Origin of the sequence: Janthinobacterium lividum, from assembly GCF_034424625.1 — a bacterium.
Classification (GTDB): domain Bacteria; phylum Pseudomonadota; class Gammaproteobacteria; order Burkholderiales; family Burkholderiaceae_D; genus Janthinobacterium; species Janthinobacterium lividum.
The window spans coordinates 14426-33442 of record NZ_CP139976.1 but is presented as its reverse complement, the minus strand read 5'-3'; the positions used below and the strand labels follow the sequence as shown (position 1 = coordinate 33442).

Below are 19017 nucleotides of genomic sequence, written 5' to 3'. Positions count from 1 at the left end.
GATTGTAAAGCGTATGCGCGGTGCACGTTTTGCACTTTTGCCTATTGCGCGGGCTTTGCCGCAAAAAAAGTGGTGATTGCGGACGAAAAAAAGCCAGGCAGCAACTTCCTGCCTGGCTTTCCCGTGGGGAGGACGTTGCTATTGGTTAAAACTCTTCCCATTCGCTCTCGGCGGCAGCATTGCTGCGGCGTGCCGGCGCGGCTGCGACAGCCTTGCGCGCGGGTGCTGGCTTGGCGGCGGGGCGTGCGATGGCGGGCGCTGCTGGCGCGGCGCGCACAGGCGCCAGCTTGGATGCGCTGGCGACATGGTTGCCGGTTTTAAAGAAACCCACCACGTGCGCCAGTTCGCCCGCCTGCTCCTGCATGCTTTGCGAAGCGGCCGCCGCTTCTTCCACCAGGGCCGCGTTTTGCTGCGTCACTTCATCCATCTGGGCAATGGCCATGTTGATCTGCTCGATGCCGATGGTCTGCTCGTGCGTGGCGGAAGTAATCTCTCCCATGATGTCGGTCACGCGCACGATGCTGTCGACAATGTCGCCCATGGTCTGGCCCGCTTCATTGACGAGGCGCGAACCCGTGTCCACGTTGGCGACGGACGCGGCGATCAATTCCTTGATTTCCTTGGCGGCCGAGGCCGAACGGTGCGCCAGGTTGCGCACTTCCGTTGCCACGACGGCGAAGCCACGGCCCTGCTCGCCCGCGCGTGCCGCTTCCACGGCCGCGTTCAAGGCCAGGATATTCGTCTGGAAGGCGATGCCGTCGATGACGCCGATGATGTCGACGATTTTCTTCGACGACTCGTTGATGGTGCCCATGGTGTCGACCACTTGCGAGACGATGCTGCCGCCGCGCACGGCCACTTCCGACGCGCTTTTTGCCAGCTGGTTGGCCTGGCGCGCATTGTCCGCGTTCTGCTTCACGGTCGAGGTCAGCTCTTCCATGGCCGACGCCGTTTCTTCCAGCGAACTGGCTTGCTCTTCCGTGCGGGACGACAGGTCGAGGTTGCCGGCGGCAATTTCGCTCGATGCCGTGGAGATCGCGTCCGTGCCGTTGCGCACTTGCGCCACCACGCCCAACAGGCTGTCGTTCATGGCTTTCAGGGCGCCCAGCAGGCGGCCCGTTTCATCGCTGGAATTGACGACGATGTGCGACGACAAGTCGCCCGAGGCCACGGTTTCGGCCACGCCCACGGCTGCATTGATGGGGCGGGTGATCGAGCGCGTGATGATCCAGGCAACAAAAGCGCCCAGCAGCACGGCCACGCTGCCCAGGGCAATCATGGAGGCGCGCGCGCTGGCGCTCAGCGTCTCGGCATCCGTCGCCGCCTGCGCTGCCTGCTCGCCTTCATACGCGACGAGGCTATCGAGTGCGCCCAGCACGCGCTTCAGGCTCGGTGCCGCCTGCTGCGTCAAGAAGGCGATCGCTTCTTCCGTCTGGCCCGCATTGCGCAGCTCGATGACCTTGTTGTTCAGCGGCGCGCCCGATTTCAGGGCAGCGTCCAGCTCGGCCATCAGTGCCGTTTCCTTGTCCGTCGAGATTTTCTTTTGCAAGGTTTCCTTGGCGGCACCATATTTCTTGCGCGCCTCGCCGATCTTTGCCAGCTCCGCCTGCACCAGCGCTTCCGTCGGCGCCACCACGATGCTCGTGATCGCCAGCGTAATGTTGCGCACGTTGTCGCTCATGGTATTGGCGGCCGCCATCTTGACGTTCTTGTCGGCCACGATGTCGTGCGTGCGCGCGCTCAGTTGCCCCATGGAATACAGGCCGACGAGCAAGACGGCCACCAGCAGGCCGAGGACGACAGCAAACCCGATCCCGAGCCGGGTGCCGATTTTGAATTGTGTGAGTGACATGATTGCTTTCGTGTTGCGGAAGTGAAGGAAAACGTCGACAGGCCCGGGCTACGGGTTTATACGTAAGGGCGGCCAGCCTGTAATTGTTCCTCAAAATTCCGCACTGCAATACAAAAACTTGTATCAAGTCCGCGAAAAGTTAAAAAATTGGTAGCAAATTAAATAAGTTGTCGTGTGGAAACAACGAGCGCGGCGCTGGATGCGGCTCAGTTTTCCGGAAACACGTGCGTGGCCAGGAAATCGATGAAGGCGCGCAGTTTCGGCGTCAGGTGGCGGCTGCTGGGCCACAGGATGCGAAAGGCGCCGTCGTGCTGGCGGTGCGCGTCCAGCACCGGCTGCAAGCGGCCTGCGGCGAGCGCCGCGCGCACGGCAAAGTCGGGGAGGGCGGCGATGCCCAGGCCGCTTTCGGCAAAGTGCAGCAGGGTGTCCACATTGTTGCAGTTGAGCAGCGCCGGCAAGCCGGCTGCCTGCAGGCTATTCCACTCGGGCAAGGGCCAGGCTTCGACCTTGCCGCTGCTGGGAAATTTATACAGCAGGCAAGTGTGCTGCGCCAGGTCGGCGGGAAGCAGCGGCGTGCCATGTTGCGCCAGATAGGCGGGCGCGGCCACCAGTTGCAGCTGAAACTGGCCCAGTTGGCGACTCATCAAGCGGCTGTCGGCACTTTCTCCCGCGCGCACGACGGCGTCATAGCCTTCCTCGATCACGTCGACCCGGCGGTCGCTGAAATCGAGGTCGAGTTCCACCTGCGGATAGGCGCGCGCAAATGCGGCCAGCACGGGATTGAGCAGGCTGCCCACCTGCGGCAGGCTGACGCGCAGGCGCCCTTGCGGTGCGCTCTTGCTATTCGATAACTCCAGCTCGGCCGCCTCGATCTCGCCCAGAATGCGCCGGCAGCGTTCGAGAAACACAGTCCCCTCGCTCGTCAGCGCGATGCTGCGCGTACTGCGGTGAAACAGGCGCACACCGAGGCGCTCTTCCAGTCGCGCGATGCTCTTGCCCACGGCCGAGGCGGAAATACCCAGCACCCGGCCCGCCGCGACAAAACTGCGCGTTTCGGCCGCCTGCACGAAGGCCGTGAATCCCGCCAGGTTATCCATTTTTTTACCCTTTATTGCGGATGCAAATGTCCGCACAGACAGAAACTATAGCCTATTTTTCTTTGATCGCACCTGGCTTACCTTGGCAGTCTGATCATTTGAAAGGTTACGTCATGATGTACAACTTCTCTCCCGCGGCCCTGTCCGTCCGCATCGATCCCTTGCTCGATGCCGTCTTGCGCCAGCAGCGCCTGGTGGGCGCCGTGGTGCTGGTGCGCCAGCGCGGCCAGGACGTGTACTGCCGCGCGGCCGGCCACCTGGACCGCGAGGCGGGCACGCCCATGATTGAGGACGCCGTCTTCCGCCTGGCGTCCGTGAGCAAACCCATCGTCTCCACGGCCGCGCTGGCGCTGGTGGGACAGCACCGCCTGAGCCTGGACGACCTGGTGACGCGCTGGCTGCCGTATTTTGCGCCGCGCCAGCCGGACGGCACGGTGGCGGCGATGACCGTGCGGCACTTGCTCACGCACACGGCCGGGCTCGACTATGGCTTTTTCCAGCCGCCGGGCGGCGCGTATGCGCAGGCGGGCGTGTCGGACGGCATGGATGCGTCCCGTATTTCCCTGGCAGACAACCTGCGCCGCCTGGCCACGGTGCCGCTCGCATATGCACCGGGCGAGCGCTGGGCCTACTCGATCGCCACCGACGTGCTGGGCGCCGTGATCGAAGCGGTGACTGGTTTGCCGCTGGCGCAGGCCGTGGCACAGCTGGTGACGGCGCCGCTGGCCATGCGCGACACGGGCTTTTTGGCTGCCGACCCGGCGCGCCTGGCCGTGGCCTATGCGGACCGCGCAGCGGGAGAGTCCCGGCCGCGCCGTTTGCTGGACGAGGGGAAAGACCATCTGCCGTTTCTCGACGGCATGGCAGGTTTTACCTTGTCGCCGGCCCGTGCCCGCGATGCGCACGCTTACCCATCCGGCGGCGCCGGCATGGTCGGCTCGGCGCCCGACTTCATGCGCCTGCTGGAAACCCTGCGCCTGGGTGGCGCGCCGTTGCTGCCGCCGGCGCTGGCGCGCCAGATGGGAGCAAACCAGACGGGCGGCTTCGACTTGCCGTTCTGGCCCGGTCGTGGCTTCGGCCTGGGGGTTACCGTCTTGACGGACCCGCTTGCCGCCGCCACGCCGGAGTCCGTGGGCACGTGGCGCATGGGCGGCACGTATGGCCATTCGTGGTTTGTTGACCCGGCGCAAGAATTGTCGGTGGTGACATTCACGAATACGGCGCTGGAGGGCATGGCGGGGCCATTCGTGACGGAACTGTGCCAGGCCGTGTATGGCGCCAAGGAAATGCCATGACGCGCCCGCACCCCATCGTCTTTCTGGCGCTGGGCCTGTTCGGCGTGTATTGCATCGAGTTTGGCGTCGTCGGCATCTTGCCGATGATCATGCAGCGCTACGGCGTGACGGCCGCGCAGGCGGGCTTATTGGTGAGCCTGTTCGCGCTGGTGATTGCCGTGGGCGGCCCCTTCCTCGTGCTGCTAGCCACGCGCTGGCGCCGCAAGCGCGTGCTGATCGTTTCCCTGCTGGTGTTCGCGCTGGCCAGCGTGGCATCGGCGTATGCACCGCGCTTCGGGCTGCTGCTGGCGCTGCGCATCGTGCCGGCCCTGTTCCACCCCGTGTATTTCTCGCTGGCCATGGTGGCGGCCGTCGCCCTGTATCCGCCGCAGCAATCGGCGCGGGCCGGCGCGCATGCGTTCACGGGCACCAGCATGGGCATGGTGCTGGGCATCCCGCTGACGACGTGGATCGCGGCCCAGTATGGCTATGAGGCATCGTTCCTTGCCTGCGCGCTGGTGAATGCGCTGGCGGCGCTGGGTTTGACCCTGTTCTTGCCCGACACGCCGCAGGAGGCGCCGATGGCATATGGCCGCCAGCTGGCCGTGCTGCGCAAGCCTGCTCTGTGGTTCAATATTGCCGCTGCCGTGCTGGTGTTTGCCGCCATGTTTGCCGTGTATGCGTATGCGGCCGCGTATCTGCAACAGGAAGCGGGCTTGTCGGCGCGCCAGACGGGGCTGGCGCTGGTGGTGTTTGGTATCGGTGGCGTAGCGGGCAATCTGTTCGCGGGGCGCCAGCTGGGCACGCACGTGCTGCGCACGGTCTTGCTGCAGCCGCTCTTGCTGGGGCTGGCGTACTGGTTGTTGTACCAGTATGCGGGTGGCGATATCGGCTGGGCGGCGCTGGTCGTGCTGCTGCTGTTCTGGGGCGCCGCGCACACGAGCGGGCTGATCGTGACGCAAGTGTGGCTCAGCAGCGAAGCGCGCGAGGCGCCCGCGTTCGCCATCGGCGTGTATATCGCCGCCATCAATCTGGGCGTGACCGTAGGCGCGCTGGCCGGCGGCGTCGCCATTGAGCACTACGGCATGCAGGGGGCGCTGGCTTGCGGCGCGCTGCTGGGGGCGGTGGCGCTGGGCTTGATCTTGCTCAAGGCGTGGCTGTATCGCCCGTCGTCAGTCGGCAATATGGTTGGGGATGCGAAACAGTAGATCCGTGTCGCCGATGTCCACGCCCACTTGCGACAGCAGGGTGCTGGCCTGGCCCCGGTGGTGCGTCTGGTGGTTGAAGAAATGCATGAGCAGGCTGAAAAACTCGCGCCGGTTCGGGCCCTTGCTGTTGCGGTAATCGAGCAGGTGATCGAGGTCGGCTTCCGTGATCGAGGCGGTCCAGTCGATGATGAGCTGGTCCAGCCATTGCCGGTGCGCGTGCATGGCGGCAAAATCGTCGGCCGCGAACAGCGGGTGCGTGAGCGAGGCGGGCGGGGTGATGGCGCGGATGGGGTCGAGCAGGGGAAAGCCGGCCGGGTGCTTCGCATAGCGCTGCAGCCACAGCGTGTCGCCCACCATCACGTGGTTCAGGGTGGCCAGCAGGGAGCCGAAGAAGGCGCCCCGCTCGCGCTGCAGCTCGCCGGGTGGCAGGCTGGCCGCCGCCGCGTACACCTTGGCATTCATCCACTGGTTGTAATCGGCCATCAGGCAAAGGTGGGCGCAACGGCTCATGGTGATGAATGTTCTATATCAGACGGATTTCAAAAACGCGCGTATGCCGGCCAGCAGCATTTCAATGGCCATCGCCGTCAGTATCAAGCCCATCAGGCGTTCAAACGCCGTCATGACTCTTGGACCCAGGGCCCGCTGCAAGCGTTCGGCGCACAGGAAGACGGCCAGCCAGACGACGGCCACGGCCGTCAGCCCCGCCACGTGGGCAATGACTTCGTTCATTTCATGCGAGGAAAACAGCAGCACGGTGGCCAGCGCCGACGGGCCGGCCAGCGCGGGGATGGCCAGCGGCACGATGAACGGTTCGCCGCCCATCTCGTGGTCGCTATTGCCGGCGTTGGGCTGCGGAAAGACCATGCGCATGGCGATCAGGAACAGGATCACGCCGCCGCCGATGCGCAGCGCCACTTCCGACAATTGCAAGGCGTTCAGGAAATGGCGGCCGAAGAACATAAACAGCAGCAAGATGCCGAAGGCGATCAGGCATTCGCGCACCACGACTTTCCAGCGCCGCTCGATGGGCACCCGTTTCAGGGCATTGACGAACAGGGAAACGTTGCCGAACGGATCGGTCACGAGCAGGAGCAGGATAAATGTCTGGAAAAAATTCTGTGTCATGGTGATGTGATTGAGGTCAACACCGCTGCCAGGATGGGCGCGGTGCGATAAGGCTTGCGATGATAACAAGAGCGGCGGCTATCGCCCATGATTATTGATGCATAGCAGCATTTTTTTTACGCAGCGATGACTTTTGCCTGGTAAAACGCGCTGGGCGTGGTGCCGAAATGCTTCTTGAACATGGCCGTGAACGCACTCTGGCTCGTGTAGCCATTGTCCATGGCCACGTCGATGACCTTGCTGCCGTGCGCCAATTGTTCCAGCGCCCGCAGCAATCGCGCCTGCTGGCGCCACTGGCCAAAGCGCATGCCCGTCTGTTTCTGGAACAAGCGGTGCAGGCTGCGCTCGGTGATCGCCAGTTCCTGCGCCCAGTGCGCCACCGTCTGCTGTTCGCCCGGCTGCGCCATCAGCCGCGCGCAAATGCCGCGCAGGCGCGCGTCAAAAGGCAGCGGCAGATACAAAGGCAGCACGGGCAGGCTGTCGAGCTCGTGCAACAGCAATTGCAACAGATGCCAGTCGCGGCTGCCTTCCGTGAAATCGGGCGCGATGTCGACGGCCGCCACGATCAATTGCCGCAACAGGGGGCTGATGTCGAGCACGCAGCTGTGGCGCGGCAGCAGCGGTGAGCTGGCGCAGTCGATGAAGACGGTGCGCATTTTCACCGCGCCGCTCATGCGTACCTGGTGCGCGATGCCGGGCTGCAGCCATACGCCGCGCGTGGGCGGCACCACCCAGCGCCCGCCTTGGGCCTCGATGGTCATCACGCCCTCGATGGCATACAGCAATTGTGCATGCGTGTGGCGGTGCACGGAAATCACGTGGCCATGCGCATAGTCGACGGCCAGCGCCATGGCGCGCGCCGTGACGGGCAGCAATTCCTGAAAGGCGGGGGAGGTGCAATCCATGAAAATGATGTCAGTTTTGCGATAGGTCCAGACATTTTAGCGCGAGAAGGCGCGACGCACCTGCGGCATGATGGTTTCCCGCAACTATTCCTGGAGCCTCGCATGCCTGTGCGCGCCTATCTGTATCCATTTCTGGCCATGCTGCTGTGGGCCGGCAACGTCGTCGTCTCGAAGCTGGCCGCGTCCAGCATCGCCCCCACCGCCATCACTTTTTACCGCCTGGTGCTGGTCTTGCTGGTGATGACGCCGTTTATCGCCCGCCCCCTGTGGCGCAACCGCGCCGCCATCCGCCGCCAGTGGTGGCAGCTGGCCCTGTGCGGCGTGATGTCGATGGCGCTGTTCCAGAGCCTGTCCTACCGCGCCGCCGAATCGACGACGGCGACGAATATGGCCATCGTCACGGCGCTGGCGCCGCTGATGACGGCCTTGCTCAGCGTGCTGCTGCTGGGCGAGCGATTGACAGTCGGCATGGCGGCCGGCGGCGTGCTGTCGTTTGGCGGCTTGCTGTACCTGGTGGGGCGCGGCGACGTGCTGGCCTTGCTGCATCAAGGCGTGCATGCGGGCGATGCGCTGATGCTGCTGGCTTGCCTGAGTTTTGCCCTGTATGGCGTGCTGCTGCGCCGTTGGCGTTTATCCATTCCCGCCTGGCAAGCCATTTATTGCCAGGCCTTGGCAGCCCTGGCGTGCATGCTGCCGCTGTTCCTGCTGCTGCCGGCCGGCAGCGCCAGGCTGGACGCTACGACCTTGCCGCTGATCGGCTATGCCGGCATCGGCTCGTCCATCGTGCTGTCCTACCTGTGGATTGAAGGGGTAAAACTGCTGGGACCGAACCGCTGCAGCATTTACGTCAACCTGCTGCCCCTGCTGACGGCCTTGCTGGCCATCGTCTGGCTGCACGATAGCATGCATGTGTACCACCTGGTCGGCGGCGGCATTTCGCTGCTGGGCGTGCTGCTGGCGCAGACGGTGCAGCGGCCCCTGTGGCGCCAGCGTCCTGGCGTGTCCGGTCTTGCCTGAACGGCCATGCATAATGGCGGTTTTCAGGCAGTGGAGTTGGCATGCGGCAAACATTTTGGATCAGCACGATGGCGGCGCTGCTGGCGCTGGGCACCTTGGCGCCGGTGCAGGCGGCAGTCCGGTTCTACGAGGGTAAACCGATGGCCACCGCCAGCGTTGTCGAGCGCCGCGATGGCGGCGTGGTGCTGGCCTTCCTGCGGGAAAATGGCGAAGTCAACGGCTACTATTGCCAGTGCAACGGGGATAGCGAGAAGCGCATGAACCTGGACAAGTATGGCAAGGCCAGCATCGCGGCCGTGTTCCAGCTTGACCTCGACAGCGAAGGCGAAACCACGTTCGTGCTTAGCCGCAGCAGCGATAAGCTCTTTGGCTTGCATGCCTACCGCTATGAGCGCAGCGGCGGCAGGATGTTCAAGGTGGCCACCCTGCAGCCGACCCTGGATGCCATCGTGCGCGGCGCGAAAACCATGGACGAGGCGCGGGTGCGCGCCGCGCTGGCCCGCTTGCAGCTGATCGACTACAGCATCGCGTACGCACCCACGGCCGTGGCCGAGTTCGACGCCATCGAGCATGGCCACGGCACCCTGGTCGGCTATTTCAATATCGATGGCGAGTTATTGCCCGGCAAGCCGACGGACGCCCCGGCGTTTGCCTATAAAAAAACTTTCCAGGAAAAAGAGGGCCATTTCCTCACGGTGACCTATCTGCTGGGCAAGGGCTGGGAAGGCGGGCGCGCGCCCAGCTATCACGTCAAATGGATCACCTGGGAAACGCAGCCGCAGCGCTTTGCCGCCAGCCAGGATGGGCTGCTCATCGAGTACGACGTGAATTGCTGCACGGGCAACGTGTATGCCCGTGGCCGGTATGCGCAAGGCAAGCGCACTGGGCAGTGGCACTATGAAGAGCCGCTCACCATCCGCTCGGTTGGCGCGTTTGTCGACGACAAGGCCGAAGGGCCGTGGACGTATGAAAGCGGCGAGGAAACGACAACGGGCATGATGCAACGGGGCCAGCGCACGGGCCGCTGGGAAGTGAGCCCGGGCGTGGACGAATGGCGCGACGAGGGCAAGGGCAATTACGAGGGTTTCGATACCTACGTCAAAGACAGGCTGGACGGCCCCAGCGAGCGCCGTATCGGTACGCTGGTGCACTGGCAGGGCAACTATGTGAATGGCAAGAAGCAGGGCCAGTGGATCGAGCCGGGCGGTGGCGGCCTGTATGTCGATGACATCAAGCAGGGGCCGTGGAAGAAGGCGACGCCGGATGGCGGCTGGCAAGTGCTGACCATGCGCGATGGCGAACCGGAAGGCAAGCTGGAACAATATGCGGCCGGTGGCCAGCTGGAACTGGTCGAACATTACCGCTTTGGCGAGCTCGACGGCCCGATGGAGAGTTTTTATCCGGATGGCAAGCGGCGTTACCAAGGCGCGTTTGCCAGCGGCAAGCGCGATGGGGCGGAAACCCTGTTTTATCCCGATGGCGAAGTGCCGCAATTTCACCGCAACTGGCACAAGGGCGTGCTGCATGGCGTCAATATCGAGAATTTCCAGAACGGTAAACCAAAGCGGATAGGCGCCTACAACATGGGCATGAAAACGGGCCGGTTCCAGTATTTCCGCGACGATGGCCAGCTCATCGAAGAAACCATGTATTAACTTGTTAGCTAGCATAAATGGCATTCCCACGCGACCTTGCAAGGCAGCGGAATGCCAGTTCTGCGCAAAAAACATCATCCGCTTGTTACAAAGCGTGAAAATCAATACTGGATGTTGCTACTAGTAAACTTTCCCTGTATCTTGCAGTCAGGAAATTAAAAGTACAGGAAACCTCGACCTCGTTGCCCTGTATTGCACTCCTGACGATATGCGCGGGCCGCCTTCCCCCCTGCCGCCTTACACGCCGTATCGATCTGTCCTGAACAATTCACGTGACCCGCCCATCTGGCGCTTGTTGCTATCCCGTTTGGTGAGCGCAGGCATGGTTACGCCCCTACCAAGGAAACTGCATGCTGTCGAACATAACAATAAAAATGCGCCTGATTGCCACCATGAGTGTGCTGGGCTTGCTGATCGCCGTGTTGGGCGTCATGAGTATCATCAGTCTGAAATCGGCCAACCACAACCTCAACGAGGTCTACAGCAATCAGCTGGTATCGACGCAAGCCATCGGCGAGTCGCAGATTCTGCTGGGCCGCGCCCGTTTCACGATGGACCGCGTGATGGTGCATCCCGATGCGGCCGACGCCAAGGATATCCTGGCCCGTGCCGAACAATTCATGGAAGCGTCCAACAAGTCCTGGAAGGTGTACCTGGCCTTGCCGCAAAGCACGGACGAAAAGCGCCTGTCCGACGACATGGACAAGAAACGCAGCGATTACATGAGCAACGGCTTGCTGGTCATGAGCAAGGCTTTGCGTGAAGGCAACGTCGCTCAAGCGGACGGTTTGATGATGACGGGGCTGACGCCGCTGTACCGCACCCTGGACCAGGCAGCCGAAACATTGACGCAATACCAGGCCACGTCGGCCGCCGCGATGTATGCGACCAGTCAGTCCAGTTACCGCACCCAGGTGGCCATGGCCACCGGCGGTATGATAGTCGGCGCCTTGCTGACGATTATTTCCAGCATCTTGCTGCTGCGCGCCATCTTCGGCCCGCTGGACCAGGCCCTGCGCCATTTCGGCGCCATTTCCGACGGCAACCTGGCCAATGACATCGTCATCACGCGCAACGACGAGATGGGCGCCTTGCTGACGGGCTTGCAGAAAATGCAGGAACGCCTGTCGAACACCGTGCGCGGCGTGCGCGACGGCAGCGGCGCCATCGCCACGGCCAGCAATGAAATCGCTTCGGGCAACCTGGATCTGTCCAGCCGCACGGAGCAGCAAGCGTCGAGCCTGGAAGAAACGGCTTCCTCGCTGGAAGAGCTGACCTCGACCGTCAAGCAGAATTCCGACAATGCGCGCCAGGCAAACCAGCTGGCCGTGTCCGCATCGGACGTGGCCGTCAAGGGTGGTGCGCTGGTGGCGCAAGTGGTCGATACCATGGGCACCATCAGCGAATCGTCGAAAAAGATTGCCGACATCATCGGCGTGATCGATGGCATCGCCTTCCAGACCAACATCCTGGCCTTGAATGCGGCCGTGGAAGCGGCGCGTGCCGGCGAACAGGGACGTGGCTTTGCGGTCGTCGCCACGGAAGTGCGCAACCTGGCGCACCGCTCGGCCAGCGCCGCCAAGGACATCAAGATGCTGATCGAAGCGTCGGTACAGAACGTGGGCGCCGGTAGCGAACTGGTCAGCCAGACGGGCACGACGATGGACGAGATCGTGGCCAGCATCCGCCGCGTGACGGACATCATGGGCGAAATCAGCGCCGCCGGCCGCGAGCAGGAACTGGGCATCGGCCAGATCAATCAAGCCGTGGCGGAAATGGATACCGTGACGCAACAGAATGCGGCGCTGGTGGAGGAAGCGGCAGCCGCTTCGGAATCCATGCAGGAGCAGGCGGCCGCGCTGGCCGAGATGGTCAGCATTTTCAAGCTTGACGCGGCCCACAGCGGTCCGGCAGCGGCCAAGCCTGCCTTGCGCAAGCCTGTCGTGGCCGCCGCCAGCACGGTCTTGAAACGCCCGGCGCTGCGCCTGGCGCCGGCCCGCGCCGCTGCTGCACCTGTCGCTGCCGCAAAACCGCGTCCCGCCAAGCCTGCTGCCGATAACAGCGGCGAGTGGGAAGAGTTCTAAGTTACTGCGCTTCCAGGGCAACTTTGCTGCCCTGTTCCTGCAAGCGCGCCGCCTCGGCCAGGGCCTGGGCGCGCGCTTCTTCCGCCGCCTGTTCCGCTTTCTCATGCGCATCATGGCGCGCCTGCAAGGCCGCCCTGGCACGCACGAAGACGATCTTGATGGCCGCCATCACGGGCACGGACAGGAAGATGCCGACCACGCCACCCAACTGGTCGCCGGCCAGCAAGCCGACGATCACCATCAGCGGGCTTACTTCCACGCCTTCGCTCATCAAGTATGGGTTGACCACGTAATCCTGGAACAAACGGTAGGCGGCAATAAAGCCGATCAGCCAGAACACGTGCTCGAAGCCGCTGAAACCGGCCACGACCACGGCGATGACGGCCGCCGCCAGCGGGCCGGCAAATGGGATGAATTCCAGCAAGGCGGCCGCGCCGGCCAGCAGCAGGCTGTACGGCACGCCCATCAGGGAAAAGGCGATGCTGTAGGACACAAAAGTGGCGATCGACAACAGCAGCAGGGCGCGCACATAGCGCGACAGCAAGATGTCGAGGTCATCGATGATGGCGCCCCAGAGTTTCTTGTTCGGGCGGTTCAGCAGGGACAGCAAGCCGTCGCGCATGTCCGGCCCTTCCTTGATCAGCAAAAAGCTCAGCACGGGCACCAGCACCAGATAGATCAGGTTGCTGGCCGCATGCATGACGGTCAAGCCCAGTTCTTTCGCCAGCGGCATGGCTTGTCCCGTCCCGCTGCTCAGCTGTGTCTGCATGAACGACAGCAGGCGCGCGCGCAACGGTTCCATGAATTCCGGCAAAGGAATGCGCTCGGCAAAATTATTCCCCTTGAGTAAGGTCGGCAATTGATCGCTGAGCTTGATCGCCTCTTCCTCGATCCGCGCCCCGAAGATCGACCCCAGCACCGCCACCAGCAAGATCACCACCAGGAAGACGATGCCGATACTGGCCGTGCGCGGCAGGCGCTTCGGCCCATACCGCTCCAGCAGCCCGATCAGCGGATACACGAGGTAGCTGAAGAACACCGCGAACACCACCACGATCAGGGTCGACGACACCTTGTACGTGATGAATAACAAAAAAGCGACGAGAAAAGCCGTCCACACCATCTTGGCGACGCGCAAGTTAAAACCGAACATATGAATTCCTTAGGGCAGGATGCTACGCAAGCGTGGCTGGCTTGAAGGGCAGGGTGGGCAAGGCAGGGATCGGGCCGCGCCGCACGGCCGGAAATCATACCGCAAAATGCCAAAATGCCATGCCCTTGTGCGGAATGGCAATGTTTTCCCTGTGTGCCTCCGCTTATTTTGTCCGCCAGCTGGCCACGGTGATGAACACACTGTCTTTCTTGCCCTGCTCGCGCAGGGTCACCGTGTAGCGGCCGCTCGTATCGCTGCCCGTGAACACGACCTTGTCCTCATGCCCCTTCACTTGCGCACCCTTGGCCAGTTTGGCGTAGGTGTTGAGCACCCAATGGAAATCGGCATAGCTGCGCAGGGTGATGCTGGCATCGGGCATGGGCTCGTCGCCGGCCTCGGCCGCTTCCGTCGGCGTGCGCATGGGCAAACCCGCCAGGCCCGCCGGCGCGATGAGTTTGCCGCCGCTGGAACTGCTGTTGAGTTCCGCATTCGGCAGCAGCAGGTGCAGCAAGCTGGCGGGAAAGCCGGGCGGCACGTCGCGCTGTTCCCAGCCGGGCTGGCCGGGGCGGGTCGTGATGTATTCCACCACAGCAATGCTTTGCCGCTGTTCCGGCGCAGCCTGTGCCAGCATGGGCGGCAGTTGCCGCGCCCAGACCAGCAGCGGCGCGGCCATCTCGTCCTCCGCGCCGGGCGGCAGGAACAGCGTCAGCACGGCATGCGTGGATGGCAGGCAGGCGGGCGCGGCGTCGCCGATGGCGGCCTGGCAATGGCCGTTGACAAGGCCCAGGGCCAGCAGCTTGCGTTGCGGATCGAACAGCATGGCGGCGCGCCACGCACCGTGCGTGCTGGCATCGATGGAGGCCAGTACCGAGCGCCCGTCGGGCAGCATGGTGCGCGTGATGTCATCGAGTGAATGCATGCTGTCGAGCACCTGGCGCGCGATCAGGGTATCGCCTTGCGTATAGCTGCCGCGCGCATAGCCGAGCAGTTTCAAGACGTCGGCGCGGATCTCGGGATGCGCGCTCAGGCGCAGCGGCGGCGATGGCACGGGCACGGTGGCGGCCACGAAGGCGGCATCCTCGGCAGCAATGGCTTGCGCCATGCTGGAAAGCGGCAGGCACAGGGCGGCGCACAGCGACAGCATGCGAAAAGTGATGTTTCCTCGGGTGTTCAATGGCAATCCTTGTCGAGACGCCATGCCGGGCCGGTTGCCGGCATGCGCGCGCCGCGATCTTAGCATTTCAGGAATGAAACGCTTTCTGCTAAGCTTGGCTATTGAATCACTGTCCCTCGTTATCATGGCCAAGATCACCATTTCCTGCAGTATTCCCGTTGACGATGAGGTCGTGACCGAGTTCCTGTACAAGTACGTGGTCTACTCGCGTCTCGGCGCGGCCAGGAAATTGCGCATGGGAGAGAAGGGCTGCTTCTATGCCTGTTCTTTGTACCAGGAAGACCACGCCAAGGTGAGCCGTTTGCTCCGCCGCATGCTGGCCTTCTTTGAGAGCAAGGACATTCCCTTGACCATCCTCAAGATCGGGGCCCAGGACAGCTGGTACGAGGTAGATCCCGAGCAGCGCGATCCCTGGAAGATTTCCCCGCAAGCCTTGCTGGCGCTGCTCGATGCACACCCGGACGGCGGCGTTCAGGCGGCGTTGAGCACGTAGCGGTTCTTGCCGTTTTTCTTGGCCTGGTACAAGGATTCATCGGCGCGCCGGTAGCTGTGCGACAAGTCCGCTTCCTTGATCAGTTCCGCGATGCCGATGCTGACGGACACCTTGCGTTCCGGTACAAAGGCCGCTTCGACGGCATCGACCAGTTGCGCGGCAAAGGCGCAGGCCGCGTTCTTTTCACCCAGGTAAATGACGGCAAACTCCTCGCCGCCCAGCCGGCCGCACAGGTGCTCACCCGCTAGCCCGCCGATGACCTCGGCGATCTTTTTCAGCACCTCGTCGCCCACGTCATGGCCATACACATCGTTGATCTGCTTGAAGTCGTCGATGTCGATCATCAGGAAATACGCGGGTGTGCGCGCCGTGCGCTGCAAGGTGCGGGCGCTTTGCGTGAACATGCGCCGGTTGTTGAGTCCGGTCAAGCCATCCTTGTAGGCCATGGTCGCCAGTTCGCGCTGGGAACGGTAGTTATGGATGCGCAAGACGAGAAAATAGATGTTCAGCGCCAGGCCGATGATCACGCTGATGGTGACGGCCAGCACGGGCCAATGCTGGTCAGCCTGGCCCGCATGCACGGGAAACTGCCCCAGCCCAAGGATGGCCCACACGCACAGTGATACGCCCAGGTAGTACGCGATGCCGCTGAAGATGGGCGCCGTCGTCAGGGTGATCATCACGCCCAGCGGCAATACCCAGAAAGCGGGATCGTCCGTCCCCAGCATCAGCACGCGAAAGCTGAAAGCGATGAACAGCACGCTGATCGTGCCGCTGGCGATGATGGCTTGCAGCGACTTCGCATACACGGTCAGCAGCAGCCCGACTACCATGCCCGTCACGCCCAGCGCCGCTTGCGCATGATCGAGCGAAGCGCGCGACAAGGTCAGGCTGAACGTGACCAGCCAGCAAGCCAGGCCAAACGTCAGGATGGCTATCGAAATGAAATGCAGTTCCTTGAAAAAGCGCTGCTGCTGCTCCCGTTCTCCTGAAAAGAACAGGTAATAGAAGGCAGGAGACAGGCTGCGCGAAGTGAACATGACATTTGTCCAGGCAGACAACACGCCTTGCGGCAGGGGCGCCTCCCGGCAACGGCAGGCGGCATGGCGCGCGCACAAAATTAGTTGCGCTCAGGAACTAGTGTACTGGTTTCTTGGAGGAAATGGTGATAGTGGCGAGGAAATTGGCGGCCACTGTCCTCGTGCCGCCACAGTCGCTTTCACCTCAGGAGCTGGAGCGCCTGCTTACAGGTCACGCGCCAGCACCTGGCCGACCAAGTCCTTGCCAAAGCTGTGATGCGTCTCTTCCTCGACCAGCTGGAAGCCGGCCTTGTCGTAGATGCGGCGTGCGCCGGTGAGGATGCTGTTGGTCCACAACACCATTTTCGTGTAGCCCACCTGGCGGCTGAAGCGCAGGCATTCATCGACCAGGCGGCTGCCGATGCCCAAGCCGCGTGCGCAGGGATCGACATACAGCAGGCGCAGCTTGGCCGTCGTGTCGTCCTGGCGCACGATGAAGACGGAACCAATCACCTTGCCGTCCTTCTCGGCTATCCAGCAACGCTCACGGGCCGGGTTGAATTCCCGCACGAATTTGGCGAGGATGTCGGCAACGAGTGCCTCGTACTCGTTGTTCCAGCCATATTCCTGCGCATACAGCACGGCTTGCCGGTGGATGATCCAGCCCATGTCGCCCGGCTGCGGATTGCGCAGGAGATAGCTGGGCGATGGTTCCCCCAGCAAACCCTGGATTTGCTCCATGGCAGCGACCAGCTCCTGCTGCGCCGTCGGCGGCAAGCGTTCCAGCATGGTCGCCACTTCGCGCCGCGACGCGTGGACCAGGGGCGCGAGAGTGCGCTGTCCCTGTTCGGTCAGCTGCAATTGCGTCGCGCGCGCATCCGTCGGCGAGCGCGTCTTGGCGATTAGCCCCTGCTTTTCGAATCCGGCAATGACACGGCTCAGGTAGCCCGCGTTCAGGCCCAGCTCGCGGCACAGGTCCGCACTGGTCAATTGCTCCCGATGCGCCAGTTCATACAGGATGCGCACTTCCGTCAGAGAGAATGCGCTGTCCAGCAGGTGTTCATGCAGCACGCCAATCTGGCGCGTATAAAAACGATTAAAACGGCGCACGATCTCCGTGCGTTCGCCGAGTTGGTCCGTATGCATCTGACGCCTCTCATATACTTGCTTATGGCAGATTATTGATTGCTTTTGGCAAGTATGTCAATATGGCGGCGGGATTTTGAAGCGCATAAAAAAAGCGGCCCCGAGAGGGCCGCCTTGGCTGCAACGCAAACCAGCAAGCTGGCTTATGTCGGGTGACACCGAGCGTCGGTCGACCAAGTGGGAGCAAACTTTTTTCATCTATGAGGAAGAGATCGAGAGGCGTGTGGTCAATCTCAACGCGTTCCAAGATTTGTGTGGTTTCTGTAGAAAACTTCGCGAGCAAGAATTTCTTCTCGGCGAGTGCCTTTCCATCCTTTAGTACTGCTTGGTCATAGGCCTCTACCCGGCCCAACATCCGGTAGATGGTTCGCAGGCAAGGGAGTTTGAGTTGCTCAGCCTTTGGAAGGAAATGATTTTCTGAGTTGACCTTCGCTGCCAGCCTTGTGTTGATGCTTTGTCCTGTCGCATGCGGTGATGCTTGGAATGCTTCGCCGATAGCGTCCCGCGCGAGCTGGAGCAGCCTGGAGTTTTGCTTCATATTTTTCGAACCGCGCCGGTCGAATCGTGGAATTAGCGCGCGCGAATCCTTGGATTGTTGAAGAAGGCGGTTCCAGCGATATATTGTCGTAGCGCTAGGCGGATTTTGATCGTTCATTTCCTCTGCGACGTGGTGAATGAGTGGGGTCAAGAGCTCTCTCGTATAGACCACCTTGTCGTCATGACCGAAGATCGCTTGAAGGTAGCGGTACCGGCGTCTGACCTCGCTTTGAACTTGGCTAGATAGCTCGTCCAACGGTCGGGAAAACATCTTGGCGTCATGCGGAATTGTCCTAACGCTGTCGTTGGCCGACGCGGAGATTCGACCCTCTCGATACTCAGATAGAAGGTGATCAAGGCGCTGGATCGAAAGCAGTCCATCGTCGATACGCACCAACAGAACGTCACCGTTTTCCTGTATGCGATCGATCAGAAATGCCGATCCCGACCAGTCAAAAACTGTATTTTTCCGAAATCCGAAACCATTCATGATTGGCCTCCGTTGCGATGTTGAGTTGTGTGTCGTAACTGATTTGCCCATCTAGTGAGCATTGAAGGGCGCCAGCAAGCAGCATGCTGAATGGTTCGATCCCAGTGTCTTGCGTGAGATTGATGGCGGCCTGGATTGCCAGTGGAAAACCAGCACGGTGCCGGTCAACGACTCGCTCTATGGAAGCAGGGGTTGGTGGGGTTCGCGCAGCGCGATGGTAAATCCAGCGTAAATTTGCAAGTCGCGGAGCTAGTCGAATCGTCACTTCCGTAAGTACTTCGAACTGAGAGCTATTGCGTTGCATGTGTTCGTGAATGCAATTAAGCTTGTGCCGGACTTCTTCGTTACCAAGGCTACGGCTCGGTTTGATCTCTATCGTGATGAGTTCGCCGGATCTCAGTTCCAATTCAAAGTCCGGGGTGTAGCGCCGAAGGCGTACGCCATCGGGGAACTGAATTAGTCTTGGCTGTTCGCGATACTTGGAAATCAACGGTGATGCTTCAAATAAATAGATCGCATCGAGTTCGAGCAATCCTTCGTGGTGGACCATGCGACCATTCTTCCTGCTGGGGAACTTGCCGCGCATGATGCCACCGGACGGGCGCAAAATTTCCCGTGCTCGCTGATGATGTTCTCCATCTGGTGAGCTACCGCACCATCTTCCTCTCCAGAAATGTTGGGACATGACTGTTTCTCCTGGCTGAGCGAAGGTGCAGCGCACCCTCCAGCACCGATTCAGGGTATGGATATGTCTGATTTTTGGCGTATGAACACCCACACCGCGA

Annotated in this window: 17 protein-coding genes; 6 read left to right on the top strand and 11 right to left on the bottom strand. The window is 61.9% G+C overall.

Annotated elements, in window-relative coordinates:
• Positions 1-145 precede the first annotated feature (145 nt).
• Entirely contained in the window at positions 146-1852 is a 1707-nt protein-coding gene (locus tag U0004_RS00125; protein WP_070258697.1) for a methyl-accepting chemotaxis protein, read from the bottom strand.
• A 206-nt stretch (positions 1853-2058) separates the two neighbouring features.
• Positions 2059-2949 carry a LysR family transcriptional regulator gene (locus U0004_RS00120; RefSeq protein ID WP_070258699.1) on the bottom strand — a complete coding sequence of 297 codons (891 nt, stop codon included), beginning with the start codon at positions 2947-2949 and terminating at the stop codon, positions 2059-2061.
• A 113-nt stretch (positions 2950-3062) separates the two neighbouring features.
• Between U0004_RS00120 and U0004_RS00115 the strand changes: the two genes are divergently transcribed.
• Both U0004_RS00115 and U0004_RS00110 read left to right on the top strand, forming a co-directional pair.
• Positions 3063-4244 carry a serine hydrolase domain-containing protein gene (locus U0004_RS00115; RefSeq protein ID WP_217495264.1) on the top strand — a complete coding sequence of 394 codons (1182 nt, stop codon included), beginning with the start codon at positions 3063-3065 and terminating at the stop codon, positions 4242-4244.
• Positions 4241-5431 carry an MFS transporter gene (locus U0004_RS00110; protein WP_070258701.1) on the top strand — a complete coding sequence of 397 codons (1191 nt, stop codon included), beginning with the start codon at positions 4241-4243 and terminating at the stop codon, positions 5429-5431. The genes U0004_RS00115 and U0004_RS00110 overlap by 4 nt, the downstream gene beginning before the upstream one ends.
• Here the strand turns inward: U0004_RS00110 and U0004_RS00105 are convergent.
• The 3 genes from U0004_RS00105 to U0004_RS00095 all read right to left on the bottom strand — a co-directional run bounded on the left by U0004_RS00105 (position 5396) and on the right by U0004_RS00095 (position 7464).
• On the bottom strand, positions 5396-5941 hold the full coding sequence (locus U0004_RS00105; protein WP_070258703.1) for a DinB family protein: 546 nt from the start codon (positions 5939-5941) through the stop codon (positions 5396-5398). The genes U0004_RS00110 and U0004_RS00105 overlap by 36 nt on opposite strands.
• An 18-nt stretch (positions 5942-5959) precedes the next feature.
• Positions 5960-6559: a MarC family protein gene (locus U0004_RS00100; RefSeq protein ID WP_034781292.1), complete on the bottom strand. Its 600-nt coding sequence runs from the start codon at positions 6557-6559 to the stop codon at positions 5960-5962.
• A gap of 116 nt (positions 6560-6675) precedes the next feature.
• Complete coding sequence (locus U0004_RS00095) at positions 6676-7464, bottom strand: AraC family transcriptional regulator (RefSeq protein ID WP_115057387.1); 789 nt, start codon at positions 7462-7464, stop codon at positions 6676-6678.
• A gap of 102 nt (positions 7465-7566) precedes the next feature.
• Between U0004_RS00095 and U0004_RS00090 the strand changes: the two genes are divergently transcribed.
• The 3 genes from U0004_RS00090 to U0004_RS00080 all read left to right on the top strand — a co-directional run bounded on the left by U0004_RS00090 (position 7567) and on the right by U0004_RS00080 (position 12220).
• Entirely contained in the window at positions 7567-8481 is a 915-nt protein-coding gene (locus U0004_RS00090) for a DMT family transporter (RefSeq protein ID WP_070258705.1), read from the top strand.
• Between the two features lie 41 nt (positions 8482-8522).
• A complete protein-coding gene (locus U0004_RS00085) occupies positions 8523-10136 on the top strand; it encodes a toxin-antitoxin system YwqK family antitoxin (protein WP_070258707.1) in 1614 nt (537 codons plus the stop codon).
• A gap of 350 nt (positions 10137-10486) precedes the next feature.
• Positions 10487-12220, top strand: coding sequence for a methyl-accepting chemotaxis protein (locus tag U0004_RS00080; protein ID WP_070258709.1), 1734 nt, complete (start codon positions 10487-10489; stop codon positions 12218-12220).
• Position 12221: 1 nt separating this feature from the next.
• Here the strand turns inward: U0004_RS00080 and U0004_RS00075 are convergent, their stop codons facing one another.
• Positions 12222-13373 (bottom strand): AI-2E family transporter, encoded by a 1152-nt coding sequence (locus tag U0004_RS00075; RefSeq protein ID WP_034781298.1) that lies wholly within the window; start codon positions 13371-13373, stop codon positions 12222-12224.
• A gap of 163 nt (positions 13374-13536) precedes the next feature.
• Complete coding sequence (locus U0004_RS00070; RefSeq protein WP_139144242.1) at positions 13537-14547, bottom strand: hypothetical protein; 1011 nt, start codon at positions 14545-14547, stop codon at positions 13537-13539.
• 94 nt (positions 14548-14641) lie between these two features.
• Between U0004_RS00070 and U0004_RS00065 the strand changes: the two genes are divergently transcribed.
• Positions 14642-15040 (top strand): hypothetical protein, encoded by a 399-nt coding sequence (locus U0004_RS00065; protein ID WP_139144243.1) that lies wholly within the window; start codon positions 14642-14644, stop codon positions 15038-15040.
• Here U0004_RS00065 and U0004_RS00060 read toward each other — a convergent pair.
• The 4 genes from U0004_RS00060 to U0004_RS00045 form a co-directional block, all read right to left on the bottom strand.
• Entirely contained in the window at positions 15019-16080 is a 1062-nt protein-coding gene (locus tag U0004_RS00060; protein ID WP_070258715.1) for a GGDEF domain-containing protein, read from the bottom strand. The two genes, U0004_RS00065 and U0004_RS00060, sit on opposite strands and share 22 nt — an antisense overlap.
• Positions 16081-16284: 204 nt before the next feature.
• Entirely contained in the window at positions 16285-17205 is a 921-nt protein-coding gene (locus U0004_RS00055) for a bifunctional helix-turn-helix transcriptional regulator/GNAT family N-acetyltransferase (protein ID WP_070258717.1), read from the bottom strand.
• A 22-nt stretch (positions 17206-17227) separates the two neighbouring features.
• The gene (locus tag U0004_RS00050; RefSeq protein ID WP_070258719.1) at positions 17228-18232 is read right to left on the bottom strand and encodes a hypothetical protein; all 1005 of its coding nucleotides are present in this window, start codon (positions 18230-18232) and stop codon (positions 17228-17230) included.
• On the bottom strand, positions 18195-18917 hold the full coding sequence (locus tag U0004_RS00045; protein ID WP_071653727.1) for a TnsA endonuclease N-terminal domain-containing protein: 723 nt from the start codon (positions 18915-18917) through the stop codon (positions 18195-18197). Before U0004_RS00045 ends, U0004_RS00050 begins: the two co-directional genes overlap by 38 nt.
• Positions 18918-19017: the final 100 nt, after the last annotated feature.